Raw genomic sequence first — 3,565 nt, forward strand, 5'->3', positions numbered from 1 at the left:
CCAGCATTGCGATCAGTCGGTGCCGGACGGTTTTGGCGGCACGGAGCCGCGCATCACCTGTAATGCGTACCTGACCACACAGCGCAAGGCGTGGGATGTGCTCAGTGATTTCTGCTCTGCGATGCGCTGTATGCCGGTATGGAACGGGCAGACGCTGACGTTCGTGCAGGACCGACCGTCGGATAAGGTGTGGACCTATAACCGCAGTAATGTGGTGATGCCGGATGATGGTGCGCCGTTCCGCTACAGCTTCAGCGCCCTGAAGGACCGCCATAATGCCGTTGAGGTGAACTGGATTGACCCGAATAACGGCTGGGAGACGGCGACAGAGCTTGTGGAGGACACGCAGGCCATTGCCCGTTACGGTCGTAACGTCACGAAGATGGATGCCTTTGGCTGTACCAGCCGGGGGCAGGCACACCGCGCCGGGCTGTGGCTGATTAAAACGGAACTGCTGGAAACGCAGACCGTGGACTTCAGCGTGGGTGCCGAAGGGCTTCGCCATGTACCGGGCGATGTCATTGAAATCTGCGATGATGACTATGCCGGTATCCGCACCGGCGGGCGCGTGCTGGCGGTAAACAGCCAGACCCGGACGCTGACGCTCGACCGTGAAATCACGCTGCCATCTTCCGGCACCACGCTGATAAGCCTGGTTGACGGGCAGGGGAGTCCGGTCAGCGTGGAGGTTCAGTCCGTCACCGACGGCGTGAAGGTGAAAGTGAGCCGTGTTCCTGACGGCGTTGCTGAATACAGCGTATGGGGGCTGAAGTTGCCGACGTTGCGTCAGCGCCTGTTCCGCTGTGTGAGTATCCGTGAGAACGATGACGGCACGTATGCCATCACTGCCGTGCAGCATGTACCGGAAAAAGAGGCCATCGTGGATAACGGGGCGCACTTTGACGGCGACCAGAGCGGCACGGTGAATGGTGTCACGCCGCCAGCGGTGCAGCACCTGACCGCAGAAGTCACCGCAGACAGCAGGGAATATCAGGTGCTGGCGCGCTGGGACACACCGAAGGTGGTGAAGGGGGTGAGCTTCCTGCTTCGCCTGACCGTGGCAGCGGATGACGGCAGTGAGCGGCTGGTCAGCACGGCCCGGACGACGGAAACCACATACCGCTTCAACGGTACACGCTGACAGTCCGGGCGGTAAATGCGTGGGGACAGCAGGGCGATCCGGCGTCGGTATCGTTCAGGATTGCCGCACCGGTAGCACCGTCGCGGATTGAGCTGACGCCGGGCTATTTTCAGATAACTGCCACGCCGCATCTTGCGGTTTATGATCCGACGGTACAGTTTGAGTTCTGGTTCTCGGAAACGCGGATTACCGATATCAGGCAGGTTGAAACCACAGCCCGCTACCTTGGCACGGGGCTGTACTGGATAGCCGCCAGTATCAATATCAAACCGGGCCATGATTATTACTTTTATATCCGCAGTGTGAACACCGTTGGCAAATCGGCATTCGTGGAGGCCGTCGGTCGGGCGAGCGATGATGCGGAAGGTTACCTGGATTTTTTCAAAGGCAAGATAACCGAATCCCATCTCGGCAAGGAGCTGCTGGAAAAAGTTGATCTGACGGAGGATAACGCCAGCAGACTGGATGAGTTTTCGAAAGAGTGGAAGGACGCTAACGATAAATGGAATGCGATGTGGGGCGTCAAAATTGAGCAGACCAAAGACGGCAAACATTATGTCGCGGGTATTGGCCTCAGCATGGAGGACACGGAGGAAGGCAAGCTGAGCCAGTTTCTGGTTGCCGCTAACCGTATCGCGTTTATTGACCCGGCAAACGGGAATGAAACGCCGATGTTTGTGGCGCAGGGCAACCAGATATTCATGAATGACGTGTTCCTGAAACGCCTGACGGCTCCCACCATTACCAGCGGTGGAAATCCGCCGACATTTTCCCTGACACCAGACGGAAAGCTGACCGCTAAAAATGCGGATATCAGCGGTAATGTGAATGCAAATTCAGGGACGCTCAACAATGTCACGATTAATGAAAACTGTCAGATTAAGGGGAAACTGTCAGCCAATCAGATTGAAGGCGATATTGTCAAAACGGTCAGCAAGTCTTTCCCCCGCACGAACAGTTATGCCAGTGGCACCATCACGGTAAGAATCAGTGATGATCAGAAATTTGACCGGCAGGTCATGATACCGCCAGTGTTATTCCGCGGTGGTAAGCATGAGAATTTCAACAGTAATAACCAACAGTCATACTGGTATTCAACCTGCCGGTTAAGAGTGACCCGCAATGGTCAGGAGATTTTTAATCAGTCCACGACGGATGCCCAGGGCGTATTTTCCTCAGTTATAGATATGCCTGCCGGACAGGGGACGCTGACACTGACATTCACCGTATCTTCATCAGGAGCGAATAACTGGACACCAACAACCAGTATCAGCGATCTGCTGGTTGTGGTGATGAAAAAATCCACAGCAGGTATCAGTATCAGCTGAATTTTATAACCCAGAACGGGCGTCAGAAATGACGCCTTTTTTATTGCAGAAAAGCGAGAGGTAATTATGCGTAAACTTTATGCCGCCATTTTGTCCGCAGCCATTTGTCTGGCCGTATCCGGTGCGCCTGCATGGGCGTCTGAACATCAGTCCACGCTGAGCGCGGGGTATCTTCATGCCCGGACGAACGTTCCCGGCAGTGATGATCTGAACGGGATTAACGTGAAATACCGTTATGAGTTTACGGACACACTGGGGATGGTGACGTCGTTCAGCTATGCAGGAGACAAGAATCGCCAGCTGACCCGTTACAGCGATACCCGCTGGCATGAAGATTCCGTGCGTAACCGCTGGTTCAGCGTGATGGCGGGGCCGTCTGTACGCGTGAATGAATGGTTCAGCGCGTATGCGATGGCAGGCGTGGCTTACAGCCGTGTGTCGACTTTTTCCGGGGATTATCTCCGCGTAACTGACAACAAGGGAAAAAGGCACGACGTGCTGACCGGAAGTGATGACGCTCGCCACAGTAACACCTCTCTGGCGTGGGGAGCTGGCGTGCAGTTTAACCCGACCGAATCCGTGGCCGTTGATGTCGCTTATGAAGGCTCCGGCAGTGGCGACTGGCGCACTGACGGGTTCATCGTTGGTGTCGGTTATAAGTTCTGATTAGCCAGGTAACACAGTGTTATGACAGCCCGCCGGTTCAGGCGGGCTTTTTTGTGGGGTGAATATGGCAGTAAAGATTTCAGGTGTACTGAAAGACGGCACAGGAAAACCGGTACAGAACTGCACAATCCAGCTGAAAGCAAAACGTAACAGCAACACGGTGGTGGTGAACACGCTTGCCTCAGAAAATCCGGATGAAGCCGGGCGTTACAGCATGGACGTTGAGTACGGTCAGTACAGCGTTATTCTGTTGGTGGAGGGATTCCCGCCATCACATGCCGGGACCATTACCGTGTATGAAGATTCCCGACCCGGTACGCTGAATGATTTTCTCGGTGCCATGACTGAGGATGATGCCCGTCCGGAGGCACTGCGCCGTTTTGAGCTGATGGTGGAAGAGGTGGCGCGTAACGCGTCCGTGGTGGCACAG

At 55.2% G+C, this 3,565-nt stretch carries 2 protein-coding genes and 1 pseudogene; all 3 read left to right on the forward strand.

The genetic code is table 11. The annotated features are described in order from the left end of the window. A pseudogene (locus FTE26_RS08195) lies at window positions 1–2,469 on the forward strand (phage tail tip domain-containing protein); the annotation flags it as partial. Window positions 2,470–2,535: 66 nt separating this feature from the next. Next, window positions 2,536–3,135: an Ail/Lom family outer membrane beta-barrel protein gene (locus FTE26_RS08200; RefSeq protein ID WP_001230360.1), complete on the forward strand. Its 600-nt coding sequence runs from the start codon at window positions 2,536–2,538 to the stop codon at window positions 3,133–3,135. A 64-nt stretch (window positions 3,136–3,199) separates the two neighbouring features. Beyond that, window positions 3,200–3,565, forward strand: a 366-nt coding sequence (locus FTE26_RS08205) for a prophage tail fiber N-terminal domain-containing protein (protein ID WP_272457540.1), incomplete at its 3' end; no start/stop codon positions are given.

Origin of the sequence: Escherichia sp. S10b, from assembly GCF_028421345.1 — a bacterium.
Classification (GTDB): domain Bacteria; phylum Pseudomonadota; class Gammaproteobacteria; order Enterobacterales; family Enterobacteriaceae; genus ECMA0423.